Source organism: Brevibacillus migulae (genome assembly GCF_004521915.1).
GTDB lineage: Bacteria > Bacillota > Bacilli > Brevibacillales > Brevibacillaceae > Brevibacillus_F > Brevibacillus_F migulae.
Genome location: NZ_SDKD01000008.1, coordinates 55,673 through 76,217 on the forward strand (window position 1 = coordinate 55,673; position 20,545 = coordinate 76,217).

The window sequence follows — 20,545 nt, forward strand, 5'->3', positions numbered from 1 at the left end:
TCCTCTTCTTCTATTAACGAACTCCCGGCGGCAGGGTAGGAGCGATATAGTTCAGCTCTTCATCGAAAGTAATGTAGTCCAGATTGACCATCAAAAGGACGTAGCGTCTGCCTGTTTGCGGATCGCTGATGATGATATGATCGCGGCCGGCCGCTTCCAAAACACCTTTAAAGACCTTGGCATTCCACTGGGAGTTATTTTCAAAGGTCATGTAGATGGTTGCCACTTTTCCCAAGTTGGCGCGCAGAATGTTCTCAATATAGGATTCTTCTACGAAAGCTCCTGGTGTTTGTGTCATGCCCGGGATCATGGTTCCGCTTGGCTGCATGGGTGTGATTTGCTGAGGCATGACCTGTTGTGGCATTACTTGCTGAGGCGTCATTTGATAAGGCATCATTTGTTGATAATACTGAGTGGTGTCATAACCGGGGTATTGCAGGTTAGCAAGCTGAATATACGGGTTTTGCATGTTCATATCTCTCCTTCTACTGTTTCGCTTCTCCAAACATCTGTCTGAAACACTGCCTTGAGATGAAGATGGCGCATACTCTTAATAGACGCGAGGGCAATCGGTTCTTGAAGGCGCAAAGAAACAGTGGGCCTTGAATCGTCCGGTATTGAACTGGTTAAACCACTGGGGCGGGCAGCCGCCGGTCGGGCGGAAAAACCACAATGCTCTGGATGCCGGATGCTGTCGTTCTCCACCGACTACACGTCTGGCGAGACGGCGCTCTTTATCCCTGGCACGTTGATAGAAATACGGTCTTTGAACGGCTTCATATCCGCCGGGGGACTGAAACACCATTTGTCGCATGGTCCGAATGTTTCTAAAGTCCAGGCAGTTGGACAAAATCCGATTGACGCCAACGTTTCCCACCATCAGCATCCCGAGATCCCCGTCCTCTTCCGCTTCCGCACGGATTAATCGCGCCAACAGATCGATATCGCTGCTATTTGTTTTTATTACGGCCATTCCTTCACCTCCCCACACAAACTGACACTTACAATATATTGAGGAAATGCAATTAGGTGATTATCCCGCCAATAAAAAAAGCGCCGCAGCTTTTTAGGCTGCAGACGCTTTTTAACGGTATCAGGAAGCTTTCTGCTTTTTTCTTCTGTTCCAAATAAACCAACCAATCCCGACGATGACCCCGACGCCCAGAACGCTTACCTCGAGGTATTCGTCCAGCAGCACCTTTGCATGCTTTCCGTAGAGGTAAAACAAGATGCCGATCAGGAAAAATTTCAGCCCGCGTCCAAGAATGGCAAACAGCATGAGCTTGGGGAGAGAGTAGCCAAACACACCGGAAAGAACGGTGAAAAACTTGAACGGGATCGGGGTGAATGCACCGATCAAGACGGCACCGTCCCCATTTTTTTCGAACATCGCTGTGGCAGCGTCTGTCCATTTTGCAGGCAAGATTTTATGTAAGAGCGGTTTGCCCAGCCATTTTCCCAGCATATAACCGATGGGCGCACCAAGAATGGAGCCGGTAAACGCGATCGTGGCATAACGAAGCGCTGCCTCCGGTTCAATCAAGCTCATGCCAATCTGCAGAAAGAACGGAGGAACCGGCAAAATAAACGAATCGAGAAAAGCAAGGCCAAACAATCCCCATATTCCGTATTGCATAAAAATTTCTGTGATTTGATCAAACATCAGTGTCTCCTTTGGACAGCCCGTTACTAGTCCTACATGATATTAGTATACAGGAAACCGATCGGATATAACAGTTTTCCAGACGTGCTTTTATGTTGCGGTGTTTACGGACATACTTGTTATGGATAGAAAAAGCACGAGTGAAAAAAGGAGGAAACCAGGATGCAAACTCACCAGTATGGTGCCCATGAGGTAATGGAGCTTCATGAAGTGATGAATGCGACGATCGATGGGATCAATACGTGCCAGCTGTATATGCCCCACACCCAAGATCCGGAACTGCGGCAAATCTTGACCAACCAGCTGCAATTCATGACGGATGAGTATAATCGCTTGGTCCATCTCATTAACGGACGTGGAGCGGGCATGGCTATTCCGTACCGGCCGCGGACAAACGGTTTCCAGCAGACTGGGATGACACCTGTTAACGCGATGATGCCCAATGCAAATGCCCAACAGCTGGATGACCGCGATATTTCTTCAGCCGTGCTTGGAATTCATAAATCAGGCGCAAAAATCAGGATGAATGCGGCTTTGGAATGCGCAGATTGGGAAATTCGCAGAACGCTGATGCAAGGAGCGAACAATTGCGCCAATCAAGCGTACGACATCTGGGGTTATATGAATCGCCGCGGCTACTATCCGTTACATAGCATGCAGGAGATCGCCAACAATCACATATTGCGCGGGTATCAGCCAAGCCCCTCCGAAGCTGTCCCGGGCGGCTTTTCAATCCCTACAGCAGCACCGGCTGTGATGGGGGAAACGTTGTACTCCAATAACGTGATGCCATCGGCGAATGCGATGCCAAGCGCCAACATGATGATGCAAACATCCCAGCCAATGATGCAAGCTTCTCAACCAATGATGCAAACATCCCAAACAATGATGCAAAGCTATGCTCAACCGGCGTCGCAGCCCGTAAGCAATATGCTTGGCGCCTCAATGCCACAGGAAAGCAATCCGGCCGTCGGCAACGCCAGCAGCATCTTCTCTTCTCCCGCCTATTTGGAACAAGCCGGGCTTGAAGGTATGATGCAAAGCGACGAGGAGGATCAAGCGGAGGCAAGCGCAATGAGTGCTCAGCCTGCCGCCCGGGCACAGCGAAAGAAGCCAAGCGCCACCTAAGCGGATCCATCGTTGACGAGCCTTTTCATGTCCTCTACTATTAGAGATACATCACGTACAAGTGGAGGGTATCCATGAAGGACATAGGCTCGGGTAAGATTGTGTTTTACGCACCAGACGGAACCAAGATTGAGACGAAAGGCGAAATCGTCATCCGCAACAATCGCGTGGTCGTGACCGAAATTATTTATTTTAACGGCCAGCCAAACGGAGCGCGGGAAAGCAACTTTCCGTTGGAACGCACGGTCGTCTATTGGGATGCTGAAGTATATGAACAGATCGGTTTTGAATAATCACCGTATCCTGCTCAGCAGAGGGCTCTCTTTTATGGAGGGCTCTTTTTCGTTATTACGAATGATTGCGGAAAAGGTTTCATTGTTTGACAGTCAAACTGTCGTTCTTTCTTGTACAGCCGATATGAATTTATGATAGGATGAAATGGGCATCAACTTTCGGAGAGGAGTGTTCCTTTTGCAAATAGATAAAATTTTGGAGCGGGCAGTGGCCGGAGAGCGTCTGGGTCTGGAAGACGGCCTGGCTTTATTTGAGAGCGATCAGATCGAAAAAATCGGTGCTGCCGCCAACCAAGTCATGCTCAAAAAGCACCCAGAGCCCATTACCACTTTCGTGATTGGCCGCAACATCAATTACTCCAATATTTGTGATACGTATTGCCGATTTTGTGCATTTTATCGTCCGCCAGGTTCTGCTGAAGGCTACGTGCTGCCGGATGAAGTGATTTTCCAAAAAATCCAGGAAACCGTGGACGTAGGCGGTACTGAAATCTTGATGCAAGGCGGGACGAACCCTAACCTGAAAATTGACTATTATGTGAATCTGCTGCGTGGGATCAAACAGCGTTTTCCACAGATCACCATGCATTCCCTGTCAACAGCCGAGGTCGAAAAGATCGCGGAAGTTTCCAATTTGAGTGTGGAAGAGGTTCTCATTCAATTGAAGGAAGCTGGACTCGATTCACTGCCGGGAGCAGGCGGAGAGATCCTCGATGACCGCACCAGACGGAAAATTTCCCGTCTGAAAGGCTCATGGAAAGATTGGATCAACACACAAAAAACAGCGCACCGTGTAGGGTTGCCAGGGACAGCCACGATGGTGATCGGGTTTGGCGAGCTGATGGAAGAGCGCGTGCTTTCCCTGATGCGCATTCGCGAAGCGCAGGATGAGACCAACGGCTTTAAAGCATTCATCACCTGGACGTTCCAGCCGGATAATACCAATATGAAAGCGGTGAACAACACGCCGGAGGAATACCTGAAAACGCTGGCGATTTCCCGTTTGATGCTGGACAATATCGATAATTTCCAATCTTCCTGGGTCACCATGGGGCCGGAAATCGGGAAAATTTCACTCAGCTACGGGGCGAACGATTTTGGTTCGACGATGATGGAAGAGAACGTCGTATCCGCAGCGAAGTGTGCACACAAAGTGAACACCAATCTCATTTTGCAATACATCCGGGAAGCGGGGAAAATCCCTGCTCAGCGAAATACCAAATATGAAATCTTGCGTGTGTTCAAAGAAGGCGAAATGGCGGAAGTCGATTTTGTCATGCAAAACTAATAGCATAGGTTAAGAGCGTATCACTCGGAAACGGGTGGTGCGCTTTTTTTTGTGTCCGAAGGTGCTGGGGTGGGGAGAGCATGTTTCCTTGCCTGTGCTCCGATTCTCCGCCCGCTAGGGTGGTTAGACTGTCCGCTCCACAATGACCCGCGGGGGTGCGCAAAAGTGGTAGCCGCTCCGAAGTTTTGGCAGGGTTGCGCCCCTTTTAACCCGCGGCTCATTGCTCCGCTAGGTCAGGGCTCCGCAAGTCGCGCGGCAAGGAAACATGCTCTCTTTCGCAACAACATTTTTAAAAGGGGCTTATCTTTACGAGCTCCGACTACATGCAAAAGCTGGAGAAGGAAGGGAAACACGGGACGAGCGGAGTCTTTGCCACACTACCCAGGTGGAGCTTGCAAAATCGGTACACGCTTGTCGCCCAACCGCTTCGCTGAAGTTACCCGCGCCCCTTGGGGCTTTTGGGCGACGTACCGATTTTGCAAGCGGAACCGGACAGTCCAGACACCCAAGCAGTGTGGCAAGAACGCAGCACGCCGTGTTTCCCTTCCCCACCACTACTGCCCGATTAAAGTAAACGGGAAAAGCAAAAGATGTTTAACTCCACTAAAATCGCGGAAAAGATCCAATAGAGCAGCAAAAGGAGGAAACGAATGGCACAACACAGTCACCATAAGCAAAGACGCGCCATCATGATCGTTTTCCAACCGTTTGAAAGTATATAGTCGCAGGCGGGACATATACTGTAAGTACATTCCGGTTGGAGGTGACGAAGGTGCAGACCATTTCCGTAATGCTGCAGGCAGACAACCCTTCCCACATTGACGAGTTCCAGTCGATCGTGGAGAGGATGCGGTCAAAGGTGCAGACTCATCCCGTTACAATCGAACCGCGCCTGACACAGGAGGAGCACCTCGCCGTCTTCAGGTTCGTCAGTTGGTCTCAGGAAGAATATACGATCGAAACCATTGATATTGTACGGGCATTTGTTTCTTTGGTCATCGTCGAATGGATCATTCGCGTAATGGAGCCGCAAATTGTATCGGACTGCATACGACAAGAGCTGCCAATGACAAATAATGAATGGCCAAAGGTGAAACCATATATCAAACGCGCTTTGAATGAGCCTGTGTGCACGCAGCATGAGGTAGGACGGACGGCGATGCGCAAGGCTAGGCTGTATCGGACATTTTTCACGTATTTGTTGGAAAACCGGGAAATCCATCTTCACGGCTTTGCCCGTTTCCGCTTAAAAGAGTACCAGAAAGAGGTCAGGGAGGCTGTGACCTCAGCGCTGGAGGAATATCAGGAAGACAAGCAGTACGAAGAGTTTCTGGAGCTTCTCCGCTATTTTATCTCCACCCAGGATACGCAGTACGAGACGGTACATGTGGTTCCGACGGAGAAGCATTTTGAGCTGTTTGATGAACATGGAAGCCTGATTGCGCTGGAAAAGCTGGAGACGATGCTGGGAATGATGGACACACCTGAGCGCAGCGAAGATGGTTTGATCAGTGCATTGATTACGCTGGCTCCTGAGAAAATTGTCTTTCACCAGACAGAAAAGCGGCAAGGGGTGGCGCAAACGGTCAGCAGCATTTTTGAAGGCAGGGTTTCCTATTGTTCCTCTTGCGCCCATTGTTTACTCACAGGCCGCCCGCTTGACTTGCAGCAACCGACTCGACTATAATAGCAACTAACAGTTTTCAAGAGTAGCAAATACAATGAGAAGGACATGGTCATTATTTTCTATGCCGCAGAGAGGTGGGTCATTGGCTGCAAGCCCACTGCAGATGGAATAATGTACTACCCCCTTCGAGTAGCTGCTGTGAAATGGAGGCTTCCAGAGTAACGGTACGCCGGGTTGATGCAACCCGTTATCAAAAAAACGAGGATTTGGCTCGTGTTTTCGACGTAGCCAAATTGAAGTAGGGTGGTACCACGAGCGTAAGTTACAACAACACTCGTCCCTTAGGGGATTGAGTGTTTTTTTGCATTTTCAGCAAAAGAAAGGAAGAGAGCAATGGCACAGGTAAACATTACACTCCCAGATGGAGCGGTCCGCCAAGTTGAGGCGGGAAGCACAATCGAGGACATCGCGGCTTCCATTAGCCCGAGTCTGAAGAAAAAAGCGGTAGCAGGAAAAATCAATGGCAAAGCCGTGGATCTCTATACGCAGGTCACCGAGGATGCGGCAGTAGAGATTCTCACCCTTGATTCCGCAGACGGCGTGGAAGTATATCGCCACAGCACAGCGCATTTGCTGGCACAAGCCGTAAAGCGCATCTATGGTTCTGAGGTTAGACTGGGCATCGGGCCAGTCATCGAAGACGGCTTCTACTATGACATGGACATTCCCGTTTCCCTCACGCCGGATGACCTGGGCAAGATCGAAGCGGAAATGGAAAAGATCATCAAGGAAGATTTGCCGATTCGCCGCAAAGTCGTAAGCCGCGAAGAAGCGCTGCACATTTTCCAAGGCATTAACGATCACCTGAAGCTGGAGCTGATCCGCGATTTGCCGGAAGAAGCGGAAATCACCATCTATGAGCAGGGCGAATTTTTCGACCTGTGCCGCGGTCCGCACCTTCCGTCCACAGGCGTGATCAAAGCGTTCAAATTGATGAGCGTGGCTGGTGCGTACTGGCGCGGAAATTCGGAAAACCAAGTGCTGCAGCGTGTATACGGCACAGCTTGGCCGAAAAAAGCGGATATGGACGAATACCTCCACTTTATCGAGGAAGCGAAAAAGCGCGACCATCGTAAGCTGGGGAGAGAGCTGGAGCTCTTCATGTTCTCCGAAGAAGCGCCGGGAATGCCTTTCTATCTCCCGAACGGCTTCACTGTCCGCAATGAGCTGGAGCAATTCTCCCGACGTTTGCAAGGCTTGGCGCAGTACACCGAAGTACGCACGCCGTTCATGATGAACGTGCGCCTCTGGCATCAATCGGGTCACTGGGATCACTACCATGAGAACATGTATTTCTCCGAGGTAGAAAATGCGACCTATGCGATGAAACCGATGAACTGTCCGGGTCACATGCTGATCTACAAAAATAAAAATCATTCCTACCGCGATCTGCCGATTCGTTATTCCGAGTTTGGCCAGGTGCACCGCCATGAATATTCCGGCGCGTTGAACGGAATGCTGCGCGTGCGTTCTTTCTGTCAGGATGATGCCCACGTATTCGTTCGACCAGACCAGATCGAGAGCGAAATCAAAAACATGATTTCCCTGATCGATTCGATCTACAAAGTATTCGGCTTTGAATACTCCGTAGCGTTGTCGACTCGTCCGGAAGACTATATGGGAACATTGGAATTCTGGGATTTTGCGGAAAGCTCCTTGAAAAAGGTATTGGAAGAAGCAGGTCTGGATTATTACATCAAGGAAGGCGACGGCGCATTCTACGGTCCGAAGATCGACTTCCAGATCACTGATGCTCTGAAACGCAAGCATCAATGCGGAACCATCCAGCTCGACTTGCAGATGCCGGAGAAGTTTGATCTGAGCTATGTTGGGCAAGATAATGAAAGACACCGTCCGGTCGTTCTGCACCGAGCGATGTATGGTTCAATGGAGCGCTTCATCGGAATCTTGATCGAGCACTACGCAGGGGCATTCCCAACTTGGCTATCTCCGATCCAGGCACGCATCATGACCATCAATGAGGTCCATGTGCCATTTGCCCAACAGGTGAAGGAGAAAATGGCGGAGGCGGGCATCCGTGTCGAGCTGGATGCGCGCAACGAGAAAATCGGCTACAAAATCCGCGAAGCACAGGTTAACAAAATTCCTTACATGCTGGTCATTGGGGAAAAAGAAGCCGCAGAAGGCACTTTGTCCGTGCGCAAACGCGGCGTAGGCGATGCAGGAGCACAGCCGGTTGACCAATTTATTGCCGGATTGCTGGACGAAATCAAGAATTACAAGTAATGGGCTTGACAATCACCTGTTTACTAGGTAATATTGATTGAGTATAAATGAACTTCAACCTTCGAGAAACAAGCAGAAGCGCCCAGCTTCTCACCTGGATCGACGTCTTGGGACTGTTGACGGGTACTCATGGAAAAGCATCTACACTATTGTTGTGTTTGCTAGGTGAGATATGTGCGGGCGCATTCGCGTTCGCACATTTTTTGGTTTCACCACAGGAGAGCATAACTTCTTGTTGGTCGTAATGTGCAAAAAGGGCTTGATGCCCGCGCATCTGGAGTTATTCTATGTCTCTCGAAAGTTAAGTGGAGGTGGCAAACTATTAGCAAGGATCAGATGTTAGTTAACGAAGCGATTCGTGCCCGTGAGGTTCGCTTGATTGGAGCCGATGGCGCTCAATTGGGAGTAGTTCCGATTCGAGAAGCACTGCGCATTGCTCAGGAAGCCGATTTGGACCTGGTTAACGTAGCACCGACAGCGAAGCCTCCCGTCTGCAGAATCATGGACTATGGAAAGTTCAAGTACGAGCAGGCGAAAAAGGAGAAGGAAGCACGTCGGAACCAAAAGATCATCGAGCTCAAAGAAGTTCGCTTCTCTTCCAATATTGAGGAACACGACTTTCAGACGAAGCTTCGCAACGTCCGCAAGTTTCTCGAGGAAGAAGACAAGGTGAAATGCACGATTCGTTTCCGCGGACGTGAAATCACTCACTCCGAGATCGGTCAGCAGGTCCTGGACCGCTTGGCTGCTCAGGTAGAGGATATCTCGATCGTTGAGCGCAAGCCCAAAATCGAAGGTCGCAGCATGATCATGATTTTGGCACCGAAAACGACGGACAAGTAAAGTTGTTGTTCAAAAAGGAGGACTTTCAACATGCCTAAAATGAAAACCAATAAAGCGGTTGCGAAACGCTTCAAAAAGACCGGCAGCGGCGGCCTGAAACGTGACCGTGCATTCGGTAACCACATGTTCGCAAACAAAACGACGAAACAAAAGCGTCATCTGCGTAAAGCAGCGATGGTTTCCAAAGGTGATCAAAAACGCATTGAGCAAATGATCACTTACTTGTAATCCGAGCTTCAACCGTTCTAAAAACTTGAAAAAATACGCGCTGCATGAGCTCCCTAAGTGTCCATCCAGAATGGACCGCCATGCGCGACAGATCAGGAGGAATTTAGTATGCCAAGAGTAAAAGGTGGCACCGTAACACGTCGTCGTCATAAGAAAATCTTGAAGCTGGCAAAAGGTTATTTCGGTTCCAAACACCGTTTATTTAAATCCGCGAATGCACAGGTAATGAAGTCCCTGATGTATGCATACCGCGACCGTCGCCAGAAAAAACGCGACTTCCGCAAATTGTGGATCACTCGTATCAACGCACAAGCTCGTTTCAACGGTCTGTCCTACAGCCGTCTGATGCACGGTCTGAAAGTAGCTGGCATTGAAGTGAACCGCAAAATGTTGGCTGATCTGGCTGTAAACGACAAAGCAGCATTCAACGAATTGGCTGCTTTGGCAAAAAGCAAAATCAACGCGTAAGAAATCCGTATAACGAAACCACCTGTTGAAGAACAGGTGGTTTTTGTTTTTTACAACCAATTTCTTTTAAAAAATGTTTCGGCTTTATATAAACGGGCTACATATAGAGTAGAAAGAGAATTTACTGGCAGATAGAGGGGGAACAGTATGGTAAAAAGCTATCGGGGAAAATTAATGGTCTTATTTGTTCTTTGTATATTACTTCCATCTTCGATTGTCGGCTCCATCAGCTATTTTCAGGCGAAGGAAGCTCTTTATGACAGCAATGTAAGGGAAATCAAGCAGGTAGTCGATCATGCTTATGAAGTGCTTAGCATGCTGGAAAAGGATGTACAGGCCGGAAACATGACGCGAGAAGAGGCGATCACACGGGCCAATGATATTTTGGCAGGGCCGTTGCAGCCTGACGGAAAGAAACGAGACTATACGCAGACATCCTTCCGCTTTGGGAAAACCGGGTATCTCTTTGTAAACAGCACCGAAGCCGACAAGGTTCTGCATACCTATGTGCATCCGATTTTTGGGGAAAACGGGGAGTTGGCTCCGATTAAAACCAAGGATGGCGTGGAAATCATCCCGATGCTGCAGCAAATCGCCTTGAAGCCAAACGAAGCGGAGCGCTATGTCCAGTTTCCGTATTTTTTGCCGGGAGAAAACAAGGATGATCCGAATGCCAAAATCGGTTTGAAAATCGGCTATTTGCGTGAATTTGCACCTTGGAAAGCATATATCGGTGTAGCTGCTTATGAATTTGAATTTTATGAATCCATCAGCTATTTGCAGTATCTTCTGATGGGGATCATCTTTGCAACCGTTATCATTGGTGGAGGATGCGCCTGGTATTTCGCGAAAACGAACAGCCAAAAACTTCGCGAGATCGGGAATATCATTTCACAGGTGGGCAGCGGAAACTTTACGGTTCGCGCAGCGGTGAAAGGGAGCGACGAATTTGCCCAGGTTGGACGCCATCTGAATGAGGCGCTCCAAAGCATGGGGGATATGCTGAAGGATGTGAAGACAGTATCGGGAGAGGTGACGGCACATATCCGCTTTCTGAACGACGGAGCGAGCCAAACCGGTATGGCATCCGAGCAGATTGCGACAACCATTACGGATATGGCCGAGTCCGCAGTCTCCTTGAAGGAGGATATGGTTCATACCACGTACGCGATCGAACAATTGCAGCAAGAGATCATGGATATCACGGATCGCTTGAAAACGGCAACCGAATCCACGCAGCAAGCGATGGACAGTGCACGAGCTGGTTTACAGGCAAACAATCAGGCGCAAGCAGAGATGAAGCGTGTCAACCAGGTGGTGCAGCAATCGGCCAGCGTGGTTGACGAATTAGGCAGACAGATGGAGAAAATCGGCGAAATTACGCAGCTGATTACCACGATTGCCCGGCAGACCAACCTCCTCGCCCTCAACGCTGCGATTGAAGCGGCACGAGCTGGTGAGCATGGACGCGGATTTGCGGTGGTGGCCGATGAAGTGCGTAAACTTGCGGAAGCAACCAGCCATGCAGGGGAAGAAATCATTACCGTGCTGGCGGAGATCCAGAAGGGGGCAAACGAAGCGGTCTTGGCGATGAAAAGCGGGGTCACTACAGTCGCGGATGTAGATGGATTCGTTGATCGCAGCGCAAAGGCGTTCGTGGAAATCACTGGCTCGGTAGAAGGCATCACCTCACAAATCGAGGAAATCTATCAGGCCTCCACGACCATGAAAACAGAAGGTTCGCGGGCGATCGGTTTGATGCAAAAAGGAAATGCAGTCACCGCAGAAATAGCAGGAGGCATGGAAATGATTGCCTCGGCTGCAGAAGAACAGACAGCTACGCTGGAGGAGACGGTTGCCTCCGTATCCGAAGTATCCCGTTTAATCACCGACCTGGATGACAAGGTTCGCACGTTTACGGTATAGGCTGCCATGAAAAAATAGTCAAAAGCCCAGAAGTGGCTTCGATGAAAGGATATCCCGACCAAAACGGGGTATCTTTTTTTCTTTTCTCCGCTTTTTTCAACGGGACGAATATCCAGTCATTTTCCCGTTTCATATGATGAGAAACGAAAGAAAGGCGAGGAGGGGACAACAAGAGAGATGACAGATCATCGCGATATGTCACCAGAAGAGATTCAACGCTGGGCGGACCGCTTTGAAAATGAGCGTCCAGAAGATTTGCTTTATTGGGCAACAAAACGTTACGGCACAGACATCGTTCTGGCGTCCAGCTTCGGCGCTGAAGATGTAGTGCTCATTGATATGCTGCAAAATGTGGCTCCCAAGACACCTGTTTTTTACCTGGACACGAATAAGCATTTTCCTGAAACCTATGAGACGAGGGATCGTCTGCAGGAAAGATACGGCGTTCCCTTTATTCAAGTGCTGCCAAAGCTGACCTTGGAGGAGCAGGCAGAGCGATATGGCGATAATCTGTGGAGCACGAATCCAACTCTATGCTGCAATCTGCGCAAAGTAAAGCCATTGACGGATATCCTCAAACAGTACCGCGCATGGATCACAGGTATTCGGCGAGAACAAGCCCCCACGCGAGCCAATGCCAAAAAAGTAGAATGGGATGGCAAATTCGGATTGCTCAAATGCAACCCGCTAGCCTCGTGGACCTATGATGACATCTGGAGTTATATCCGTGTACATGATGTGCCTTACAATCCTTTGCACGACCAACATTATCCAAGCATTGGCTGCAGTGTCTGCACAAGACCCGTCTTGCCTGGAGAAGATCCGCGGGCAGGTCGCTGGTCTGGCTTTGCCAAGACCGAATGCGGCTTGCATAAATGATCGGGGGGATGGGGATGATTCATAACAATTTGCCGCACGGGGGAGTCTTGATCAACCGTCTTGTGAGCGGTGCACAGAGGGAGCTGCTGCTTCAGGAAGCCCGTCATCTACCGGTCATACTGATCGATTCCTGGGCAAAATCGGATATTCACTGCTTGGGGATGGGGGCATTTTCGCCATTATCGGGTTTTCTTGACGAGAAAGATTATGAGTCAGTCCTGCAAAAGATGAGATTGGCGGATGGGACGGTGTGGACGATCCCGATTACGCTGGCAGTCGATGAGCGCCATGAACGTCTTGCGCTTGGAGACAAAGTGCTGCTGCGCGGGGAAGATGGAATCGATTATGCCGTATTGACGGTGACGAGCAAATACACCCCCGACAAGCGAAAAGAGGCGCTTTTGGTCTACCGGACAACCGATGAGGAGCATCCCGGTGTAAAACGATTGTATGAGCGCCCCAGGCTTTACCTGGGAGGACCGATTGACGTTCTCCATGAACCGGTTCCCGCGCAATTTCAAGCCTACTATTTTCGGCCAGCCGAGACGCGAGCCTTGTTTGCTGAGCTTGGCTGGAAGACAGTCGTTGGCTTTCAAACGCGCAACCCGGTCCATAGGGCTCATGAATATATTCAAAAAACAGCACTGGAGATCGTGGATGGACTTTTCCTCAATCCATTGGTTGGCGCCACAAAAGCCGATGACGTACCTGCAACAGTCCGTATGGAAAGCTATGAAGTGCTGCTGAAAAACTACTATCCGTCCAATCGTGTCTTTCTTGGCGCATTTCCAGCGGCGATGAGGTACGCGGGTCCGCGTGAGGCTGTCTTTCATGCAATGGTCCGGAAAAATTACGGCTGCACCCACTTTATTGTCGGCAGAGATCACGCTGGTGTAGGCAGTTACTACGGCACTTATGACGCGCAGCACATCTTTAGCGAGTTTGCTCCTGAGGAACTGGGCATCTCCTTGTTATTTTTTGAGCACAGCTTCTATTGCACCAAATGTCAGGGAATGGCTACGACCAAAACATGTCCGCATGAGTCCCATGATCATCTGACTCTGTCGGGGACAAAGGTACGGGAATTGCTGCGCAATGGGCAGAAGCCCCCGCAGGAATTCACCCGTCCCGAGGTAGCGGAAATCCTTATCAAAGGGATGAAAGAGAAACAAACGCAGGCATAAATGAACAATTCGTGACGTTTGCAAAACGGATGGCAGAGGTGCCGTCCGTTTTTTTTATGAAAAAGGCAGGACAAGAATGAATGCGCTTTCATTGGTAGAACACATACATTTCGCCAATTCGACTGAACATTCGTTCGGGCGAAAGGTTGGTAAAAAGATTTTTATTTCGTTGACACCCCGATTTTGCCTAGCTATAATCAGTCATAACATTTATTTTCTGACTACAATACACAATTTCAAATTTTACGATAATTATAAGGCAATGACGAGGACATGAATGGTACACCTCTTCTTCACAGAGAGTCTGGGGTGCTGAGAACCAGACAAGAATGTGCAACCATTACTCACCTCCGAGCCGTCCCTTCGAACATCAGCAAGAGCGATTCATAGGGGGGACCGCTTGACACACGTTACGGTGTCGCAGTCCGTAATCTTAGATAATGACGACTGCGAGAGGTTGGCGATCCGTGAGGCGCCAACGAACTTGGGTGGTACCGCGAACTCTTTCGCCCCAAACAGACATAAAAGCTATGTCGGGGTGGAAGGGTTTTTATTATTTTCAGGATGGAGGAGAGAGAATGATTCTTGAAATCGCCGAATTGGATGGGAAACATGGCATGCCAAACCTTGGTTTTGGAGAAGAGTTGTCAGGATCCGAAACATTGCTTCGCAGTCTGATTCTTGAAGGCGTCGAGTATGTGTTCGGTTATCCTGGGGGAGCGGTACTCCCAATTTACGATTCCTTGTATTCAAGCATGTTGAAGCATGTGCTGTCGCGGCATGAGCAGGGAGCGATTCATGCGGCCGACGGTTACGCGCGGGCTACCGGCAAGGCAGGGGTGGTCATTGCGACTTCCGGTCCGGGAGCGACAAATCTCGTGACAGGCATTGCCACCGCTCAAATGGATTCCGTTCCGCTGGTGTGCATTACCGGCAACGTATTCCAGTCTTTGATCGGAACAGATGCCTTCCAAGAGGCAAATATTACGGGAATTACGATTCCGATTACCAAGCACAACTATTTTGTGCGGGATGTACGCGATCTTCCCCGCATTATCAAGGAAGCCTTCTACATCGCGACCACAGGCAGACCGGGTCCGGTGTTGATCGATATACCAAAGGATGTAAGCAATGCCAAGGCGCCTTTCTACTATCCGCAAAGTGTGGAGATCCGGGGATATCAGGACAGCTTGATTCCTTCCGACGACGATGTGGAACGCTTTATCGGAGCGATCCAGCATGCGAAAAGACCCGTGATCATGGCTGGCGGCGGCATCATCAGTGCAGGCGCTCATCAAGAATTGTTAGAATTTGCTGAGAAAACACGCATTCCCGTGATCAACACGTTTATGGGGTTGGGCGGTTTCCCCGGTGTTCACGAATTAGCGCTTGGGATGCCCGGCATGCATGGCAGCTACACGGCGAACCACGCACTCCTGGAGGCTGATTGTGTCATTGCGTTGGGCGCACGCTTCGATGACCGGATTACGATGGGGCGGACAAAAGAATTCGCGCCAAAAGCACGAAAAGTCCATGTCGATATCGATCCGGCTGAATTGGGCAAAAACGTATCGACTGCGGTCATGGTCGCGGGCGATGTGAAAAGCACCTTGCAAAAAGCGCTGCCGCTCGCGCAAGCCTGCGATACAGCGGATTGGCTGAAGCAGCTGGATGCGTGGAAGCAAGCCTATCCATATACGTATCAAAAAGGAGCGGAGCTGAAGCCGCAGGAAGTCATCGAAATGCTGTTTGAGACGACACAGGGTGAAGCGATCGTGACCACGGACGTCGGTCAGCATCAGATGTGGGTGGCGCAATATTACAAATTCAAGCATGCCCGTTCCCTGATCTCCTCCGGCGGCTTGGGCACGATGGGCTTCGGCTTCCCGGCAGCGATTGGAGCGAAAGTCGCGCATCCGGATCGTACGGTGATTGCAGTAGTAGGCGATGGCGGTTTTCAAATGACCAATCAGGAGCTGGCGATCGTCAACCAGTATAACATTCCGGTGAAGGTGGTCATCCTGAACAACCAATGCTTAGGCATGGTTCGCCAATGGCAGGAGACGTTCTACGATTCACGCTACAGCCAGATCGACCTGACTTGCAGCCCAGATTTCGTCAAGCTGGCGGAAGCCTACGGGGTAAAAGGCATGAGGGCCACTACTTCCGAGGAAGCAAAAGCAGTCTGGGCAGAAGCGCTTGCTTACGATGGCCCGGTAGTCATCGACTTCCGTGTAGCCAACATGGAAAACGTCTGGCCGATGGTAGCGCCTGGAGATACATTGGACCAAATGGTAATGGGGGATGAGTGAGATGGAGCGTCATACGATCGCAGTGTTGGTCAACGACTGTCCGGGGGTACTCACCCGTGTTGCCAACCTTTTCGGACAGCGTGGCTGCAACATTGACAGCATTACAGTAGGCAGCAGTGAAGAAGCGGGACTATCCCGTATGATCATCACGACAAGCGGGGATGATCACCAGATCAATCAGCTGATGAAGCAATTGCGCAAGCTGATCGATATCATTTCCGTCACGAATCTGAGCAAGGATCCATTTGTCTCCCGCGAGCTTGCCTTGATCAAGGTGAATGCGACGCCGAGCCAACTGGTGGAACTGAAAAGCATCGTTGAGCCGTTCCGCGCCACCATCGTGGATGTGGGGCCAGCCTCGCTGATCATCCAGGTAACGGGTGATACGGAGAAAATCGATGCCCTGCTGGTCCTGCTGCAGTCTTACGGCATTCTTGAATTGACCCGCACCGGTTCCATGGCGATGGCGAGAAGCGCTGTCTCCGCACCTGTGCATGCTTGATATTGATACCGACCAACTTACGTACCCTGTAAATTGCTTTTTATATAAAAGGAGGAACTCACAATGGTAAAAATGTACTATGAAGCAGACGTAAACAAGGACGTACTTTTCGGCAAAACAATCGCAATCATCGGCTATGGCAGCCAAGGCCACGCTCAAGCGCAAAACCTGCGGGACAGCGGCTACCATGTCATTGTTGGTCTCCGTCCAGGGAAATCATGGGAGCAAGCAGCCGAGGATGGCTTCCAAGTATATACCGTAGCAGAAGCTGCACAGCGAGCAGACGTCGTTCACATTCTGTTGCCAGACGAGCGACAGGCGCAAGTGTATCGTGAGGAAATCGCACCAAATCTGAAATCCGGCGCAACACTCAGCTTCTCCCACGGCTTCAACATCCATTTTGCACAAATTGTTCCTCCAGCTGACGTGGATGTTGTCATGATCGCGCCAAAAGGACCGGGTCATCTTGTACGCCGTGTCTATGCAGAAGGCTTCGGTGTTCCTGCGTTGATCGCAGTGTATCAGGACACTACAGGCAAAGCGAAGGATGTCGCACTGGCTTTTGCGAGCGGTGTGGGCGGTACACGCGCAGGGGTATTGGAAACAACCTTCCGCGAAGAAACCGAAACCGATTTGTTCGGGGAGCAGGCTGTGCTTTGCGGCGGTGTATCCGAGCTGGTAAAAGCTGGCTTCGATACACTGGTGGAAGCCGGCTACAAACCAGAGATCGCCTACTTTGAATGCTTGCATGAATTGAAATTGATCGTCGATTTGATGTACGAAGGCGGCCTTGCCCGCATGCGTTACTCCATCAGTGACACCGCTGAGTTTGGCGACTACAGCACCGGCCGCCGCATCGTCACCGAAGAGACTCGCAAAGAAATGAAAAAAGTGCTCGGAGAAATCCAAGATGGTACATTTGCCCGCAACTGGATCTTGGAAAACCAAGCGAATCGTGCCGCTTTCAGCGCTCGTCGCCGTCTGGAAAGCGAGCACAAAATCGAGCAGGTTGGTCAGGAATTGCGCAAGATGATGTCCTGGCTGCAAAAGGATGAGAAAAAAGCAGAAGCCGCAGCGAACAATCGCTAAACGATAAAAGCAAGAAAAGCATCATCAAATTTTACGGAGGTGGAGAGAAATGCGTACGATCGAAATTTTTGATACAACATTGCGCGATGGAGAACAATCGCCGGGTGTGAACTTAAGCTTGAATGAAAAGGTGGAGATCGCTCTCCAACTGGAGAAGCTGGGAGTTACACGCATTGAAGCGGGATTTGCTGCCGCCTCTCCAGGGGACCAGCGTTCTGTGGCAGAAGTGGCTAAAAAAATAAAGCAGGCTACGGTTGTGAGCCTGGCCCGCTCTGTCGAAAGTGATATGGATAAGGCCTACGAGGCGCTGCGCCATGCAGAAAGTGCATGTATGCATGTGTTCTTGGCTACTTCTCCGATTCACCGTCAGCACAAGCTGCGGATGAGCAAGGAGCAGGTGGTGGAAAGGGCGGTTGCAGCAGTCAAATACGCCAAAAAGTATCTGACGGAAGTCGAATTTTCCGCTGAGGACGCAGCTCGTACCGAGATTGACTTTCTCGCAGAAGTAGTAGAGGCTGCGATCAAAGCCGGTGCTACCATCATCAACATACCGGATACGGTAGGCTATATGACCCCGGTTCAATACGGCAACATCTTCCGTGAGCTGCAGGCACGCGTGCCTGGCATTGAAAAGGTAAAGCTCAGCTGCCATTGTCATGACGACTTGGGGATGGCAACAGCCAACAGCTTGGCAGCCATTGAGGCAGGTGTGACCCAAGTAGAGGGTACGATCAATGGCATTGGCGAGCGCGCCGGCAATACCGCATTGGAAGAGGTTGCGCTGGCGTTGGAAACGCGCAAGGATTATTACCAGGTAGGCACCAACATCAACCTGAAGGAAATTGCCCGTACCAGCCAGCTGGTCAGCCGTCTCACCGGGATGATCGTCCCGGGGAACAAGGCGATCGTCGGAGCCAATGCCTATGCGCATGAATCCGGCATTCACCAGGATGGCGTATTGAAAGAAGCCTCTACGTACGAAATCATCCGTCCGGAATCTGTTGGCTTCAAGTCCAACCTGCTCGTGCTGGGGAAACACTCCGGGCGTCACGCGTTTAAAGATAAGCTGACCGAGCTTGGCTATCATCTGGACCAAGAAGAAATCGATAAAGCGTTTGTTGCCTTCAAAGAGCTTTGCGATAAAAAGAAAGAGATCAGCGACGAAGATATTTTGGCGCTGGTGGATGCGAAAATCATCGGTGTACAGGAGACGTATCAATTGGATTCCGTGCAGCTCTCGTACGGTAATCAATCCGTGCCGACCGCAAGCGTACGCCTGCTGCGCGCGGACGGGGAGACCTGCGAAGAAGCAGCATGCGGAAACGGCTCGGTCGACTCCATCTACAAGGCCATTGACCGGGCGACGGGAGAAGAAGTCACACTGGTCGACTACAAGATTGTTTCGGTTACCCACGGTAAGGATGCGTTGGGCGAAGTCTTTGTACGACTGCAGCAAGGCGATGTCACCGTACAAGGACGCGGAGTGAGCACGGACGTTTTGGAGGCGAGCGCCATCGCCTATGTGCGGGCGATCAATAAAATCATTGAGCGCCGGGGAGAGCCTTTAGCCGTCAGCGGCAAGGTATAGAAGGAAACCTTAAAGCGGTCAACATCTCATATACGGGAGTCGTTCAGATGGAGAAGAAGAAGCAATATACCATTGCGGTTCTGCCAGGCGACGGAATCGGTCCGGAAATCGTGGCGGAAGCGGTCAAAGTGATTGAACTAGTAGCACGTAAAACGGGTGTCACCATCGATGTGGAATACGGACGCATCGGCGGCATCGCAATCGATACAGACGGCACACCTTTGCCGGAACAAACATTGGAGATCACCAAACGTGCCGATGCTGTTCTGCTTGGGGCGGTAGGCGGCCCGAAATGGGACCAGAATCCGGGCCATCTTCGTCCGGAAGCGGGATTGTTGGGGATTCGCAAGGCGCTTGGTCTGTTTGCGAACCTGCGTCCAGCAACCATGCATGAGAGTCTGGTAGACGCTTCTTCCCTCAAACCGGAAGCAGTCGCCGGCGTCGATCTGATTGTTGTGCGTGAATTGACGGGCGGCATCTACTTCGGAGAGAAAAAGCGCTATACGGCGGCGGATGGCGGAGAAGTAGCGGAAGACTTGCTCATCTACCATGAAGCGGAAATCGAACGGATCCTCCGGGTTTCCTTTGAATTGGCCCGCAAGCGCAGCAAGCGGCTGGTCTCGGTCGATAAAGCAAACGTGCTTGAAAGCTCTCGTCTCTGGCGGAAAGTGGCGGAGCGCGTAGGAGCTGACTATCCGGACGTGGAGCTTTCCCATATGCTTGTTGATTCGTGCGCGATGCAGCTGGTGAGAGCTCCGAAGCAGTTCGATGTCATCGTCACGGAAAACATGTTTGGGGATATCCTGAGCGATCAGGCAGCCATGTTGACTGGTTCGATTGGCATGCTGGCTTCGGCTAGTCTCGCGGAAGGAAGCTTCGGCTTGTATGAGCCTGTGCATGGGTCTGCGCCAGACATCGCAGGCAAAGGAATCGCCAATCCGCTGGCAACGATACTGTCGGTAGGCATGATGCTGCGACTGTCACTGGGCTTGGATGAAGCTGCGGATGCCGTGGAGAAAGCGGTGTGGAGCGTACTGGATGCTGGGCATCGGACGGGTGATATTGCTGCCGATAAGAGTCAGGCGCTTGGAACAGTAGAAATGGGCAAACTTGTTCTGGCAGAGCTGGAAAAGTGGGAAACTGCCTGATTTTTGGATAATGAAAAGGGACCACGCTGCAGTGGACGGTGTCGGATAGACATCTTCCGCCCGCAGCTGTGG

At 50.7% G+C, this 20,545-nt stretch carries 19 protein-coding genes and 1 other annotated feature; of the genes, 16 read left to right on the top strand and 3 right to left on the bottom strand.

Features of this window, described 5'->3' with window-relative positions:
* Window positions 1-13: 13 nt before the first annotated feature.
* The 3 genes from gerQ to EIZ37_RS11050 form a co-directional block, all read right to left on the bottom strand.
* The gene (gene gerQ, locus EIZ37_RS11040; RefSeq protein ID WP_407921136.1) at window positions 14-475 is read right to left on the bottom strand and encodes a spore coat protein GerQ; all 462 of its coding nucleotides are present in this window, start codon (window positions 473-475) and stop codon (window positions 14-16) included.
* 75 nt (window positions 476-550) lie between these two features.
* A complete protein-coding gene (locus tag EIZ37_RS11045; protein ID WP_134684664.1) occupies window positions 551-973 on the bottom strand; it encodes a cell wall hydrolase in 423 nt (140 codons plus the stop codon).
* A gap of 120 nt (window positions 974-1,093) precedes the next feature.
* Window positions 1,094-1,663 (bottom strand): YqaA family protein, encoded by a 570-nt coding sequence (locus EIZ37_RS11050; protein ID WP_134684665.1) that lies wholly within the window; start codon window positions 1,661-1,663, stop codon window positions 1,094-1,096.
* Between the two features lie 162 nt (window positions 1,664-1,825).
* On the opposite strand from EIZ37_RS11050, the gene EIZ37_RS11055 reads away from it, so the two are divergent.
* The 16 genes from EIZ37_RS11055 to leuB all read left to right on the top strand — a co-directional run bounded on the left by EIZ37_RS11055 (window position 1,826) and on the right by leuB (window position 20,473).
* Window positions 1,826-2,791 carry a spore coat protein gene (locus EIZ37_RS11055; protein ID WP_134684666.1) on the top strand — a complete coding sequence of 322 codons (966 nt, stop codon included), beginning with the start codon at window positions 1,826-1,828 and terminating at the stop codon, window positions 2,789-2,791.
* Between the two features lie 74 nt (window positions 2,792-2,865).
* On the top strand, window positions 2,866-3,084 hold the full coding sequence (locus EIZ37_RS11060) for a hypothetical protein (protein ID WP_134684667.1): 219 nt from the start codon (window positions 2,866-2,868) through the stop codon (window positions 3,082-3,084).
* A 145-nt stretch (window positions 3,085-3,229) separates the two neighbouring features.
* Window positions 3,230-4,372, top strand: a complete 1,143-nt coding sequence (gene mqnC / locus EIZ37_RS11065) for a cyclic dehypoxanthinyl futalosine synthase (RefSeq protein WP_134684668.1) — start codon at window positions 3,230-3,232, stop codon at window positions 4,370-4,372.
* Between the two features lie 772 nt (window positions 4,373-5,144).
* Window positions 5,145-6,059 (top strand): putative sporulation protein YtxC, encoded by a 915-nt coding sequence (ytxC, locus tag EIZ37_RS11070; RefSeq protein WP_134684669.1) that lies wholly within the window; start codon window positions 5,145-5,147, stop codon window positions 6,057-6,059.
* 333 nt (window positions 6,060-6,392) lie between these two features.
* Window positions 6,393-8,306 carry a threonine--tRNA ligase gene (gene thrS, locus EIZ37_RS11075; RefSeq protein WP_134684670.1) on the top strand — a complete coding sequence of 638 codons (1,914 nt, stop codon included), beginning with the start codon at window positions 6,393-6,395 and terminating at the stop codon, window positions 8,304-8,306.
* Window positions 8,307-8,642: 336 nt separating this feature from the next.
* On the top strand, window positions 8,643-9,149 hold the full coding sequence (gene infC, locus EIZ37_RS11080; protein WP_134684671.1) for a translation initiation factor IF-3: 507 nt from the start codon (window positions 8,643-8,645) through the stop codon (window positions 9,147-9,149).
* Window positions 9,150-9,179: 30 nt separating this feature from the next.
* Entirely contained in the window at window positions 9,180-9,377 is a 198-nt protein-coding gene (rpmI, locus tag EIZ37_RS11085) for a 50S ribosomal protein L35 (RefSeq protein ID WP_134684672.1), read from the top strand.
* Window positions 9,378-9,485: 108 nt separating this feature from the next.
* On the top strand, window positions 9,486-9,845 hold the full coding sequence (gene rplT / locus EIZ37_RS11090; protein ID WP_134684673.1) for a 50S ribosomal protein L20: 360 nt from the start codon (window positions 9,486-9,488) through the stop codon (window positions 9,843-9,845).
* 147 nt (window positions 9,846-9,992) lie between these two features.
* Window positions 9,993-11,771, top strand: coding sequence for a methyl-accepting chemotaxis protein (locus tag EIZ37_RS11095; RefSeq protein ID WP_134684674.1), 1,779 nt, complete (start codon window positions 9,993-9,995; stop codon window positions 11,769-11,771).
* A gap of 177 nt (window positions 11,772-11,948) precedes the next feature.
* Complete coding sequence (locus EIZ37_RS11100) at window positions 11,949-12,650, top strand: phosphoadenylyl-sulfate reductase (RefSeq protein WP_134684675.1); 702 nt, start codon at window positions 11,949-11,951, stop codon at window positions 12,648-12,650.
* 14 nt (window positions 12,651-12,664) lie between these two features.
* Window positions 12,665-13,834 carry a sulfate adenylyltransferase gene (gene sat, locus EIZ37_RS11105; protein WP_134684676.1) on the top strand — a complete coding sequence of 390 codons (1,170 nt, stop codon included), beginning with the start codon at window positions 12,665-12,667 and terminating at the stop codon, window positions 13,832-13,834.
* Between the two features lie 253 nt (window positions 13,835-14,087).
* Window positions 14,088-14,351, top strand: a binding site (T-box leader).
* A 61-nt stretch (window positions 14,352-14,412) separates the two neighbouring features.
* Window positions 14,413-16,146, top strand: a complete 1,734-nt coding sequence (ilvB, locus tag EIZ37_RS11110) for a biosynthetic-type acetolactate synthase large subunit (protein WP_134684677.1) — start codon at window positions 14,413-14,415, stop codon at window positions 16,144-16,146.
* 1 nt (window position 16,147) lies between these two features.
* Window positions 16,148-16,648 (top strand): acetolactate synthase small subunit, encoded by a 501-nt coding sequence (gene ilvN, locus EIZ37_RS11115; RefSeq protein ID WP_134684678.1) that lies wholly within the window; start codon window positions 16,148-16,150, stop codon window positions 16,646-16,648.
* A gap of 63 nt (window positions 16,649-16,711) precedes the next feature.
* Window positions 16,712-17,737 carry a ketol-acid reductoisomerase gene (gene ilvC, locus EIZ37_RS11120; protein ID WP_134684679.1) on the top strand — a complete coding sequence of 342 codons (1,026 nt, stop codon included), beginning with the start codon at window positions 16,712-16,714 and terminating at the stop codon, window positions 17,735-17,737.
* Between the two features lie 49 nt (window positions 17,738-17,786).
* Entirely contained in the window at window positions 17,787-19,325 is a 1,539-nt protein-coding gene (locus EIZ37_RS11125; protein WP_134684680.1) for a 2-isopropylmalate synthase, read from the top strand.
* 47 nt (window positions 19,326-19,372) lie between these two features.
* Window positions 19,373-20,473 carry a 3-isopropylmalate dehydrogenase gene (gene leuB, locus EIZ37_RS11130; RefSeq protein WP_134684681.1) on the top strand — a complete coding sequence of 367 codons (1,101 nt, stop codon included), beginning with the start codon at window positions 19,373-19,375 and terminating at the stop codon, window positions 20,471-20,473.
* Window positions 20,474-20,545 lie beyond the last annotated feature (72 nt).